Annotated in this window: 1 pseudogene; it reads left to right on the top strand. The window is 48.6% G+C overall.

Annotated elements, in window-relative coordinates:
* A pseudogene (locus tag AB9H30_RS19295) lies at positions 1-1,520 on the top strand (hypothetical protein); the annotation flags it as partial.

Here is a 1,520-nt window from a genome sequence, read left to right as displayed (position 1 = left end):
TCTTTTTATCACGCAGTGAAAATGTAAATTACGACGTTAATAACCCAAGCGACGAATTGAGTCGCACGGTCACAACGGTGGCACAAGCCGATGTAGACAGCTACGGTAATGTGAAAAAACGCACAAGCGTTCATGTAGATGACTTTGGTACTCACACCACAATAACCGATGCAGCTTGGCAACCCTCGCCTGCATGGCCGCACCGTTATTCGTGGCAGCGCGAAAATAAATCATTACTGCCTAATAGAGGCAATAACGTCATGGCCAATCAGGTGCCTCAAGAGCATAGCAATACACCACTTAGTAAGGCGGTAACAAGGTATGTTGAGCAGTGGGATACCCTGCATAGAAAGCCTAAGGTAGTGACCACCGCCGCAGGGCTGTCAGCTCGCAGTGCCAGCTCATGCAATGCCAATGTGCTGAGCGGCTGCACCACCCAAACCATAATGTATAACGGCTACGGGTTACCCATCCAAACCAAAGTGCAAGGCACAATACAAAACGGCACTGGTGGCTTGAGTCAGCAGGTGCGCTTGAGCAACGTGTTTTACACCAATACCGGTCAGAGCATTCAAAGCGACGGGTATTTTGCCTTTCAAACCGATACCTATACTGGCGGATCGGGCAGTGCGGGTTATCATACTAATGTGGTGAAGACATCACCCCAAAGAGGCTTGCCTACTCGCAGTATTGATCCTAATGGCATATACACCGACATGCAATATGATGCCCTGGGGCGATTAATACAGCAAAAAACCGTTGGGCAGCCATGGCAGTATCTGCGATATCGTACCCCTGATAATTACTCGCCCAATAGCTTAGATAAAAGCATGGTAAGCGTATATCAGTCGGGTGTGCCAAGTAGCCATCAATATATTGATAGCAAAGGGCGTGTAATACGTGAACGTACCGACGGATTTGATGGGAGAGCTATTTTTGTTGATACGCGCTTTGATGGCCAAGGTCGGCAAACTCATACCTCCATGCCCTATAGCACCACCGCTTACTGGACAGTATTTTCAAACTTTGACGTGCTTGGGCGGCCGGGCCAAAAAACGACGGCTGCGACCGATTACAATGAATCATTAACCACGCTATATTCTTACCAAGGGCTTAAAACCCTAGTGCGCACCTATGCCTCTGACGGTCATAACCTTTCTATGTACCGCGCCAGCAACAGCCTTGGGCAACTTATGTACACCCAAGATGCAAACGGGGCGTACACGCGCTATGCCTATGACGCCGCAGGCAACCCTATTGTTATAAAAGATGCAAAGAACATCAGCATTTACGCAGGCTACGACGACCTTGGCCGAAAGCTCTGGGTGCGCGATCCTAATCAAGGTTATACCCAATTTACGTACAATGATTTTGGCGAGCTTGAGCAAGAGCGAGATGCTAACAGTCAGTTAATGCACTTTGACTACGATTTGCTTGGCCGCGTGACTCAACGATTATCATCAAGTGGCAATGCCACGTTTACCTATGACACCCGCAAAAAAGGCCAACTTAGCACCCAT

Origin of the sequence: Glaciecola sp. SC05, assembly GCF_041380235.1 — a bacterium.
Taxonomy (GTDB): Bacteria; Pseudomonadota; Gammaproteobacteria; order Enterobacterales; family Alteromonadaceae; genus Glaciecola.
This window is presented reverse-complemented; position numbering and strand designations above follow the sequence as displayed.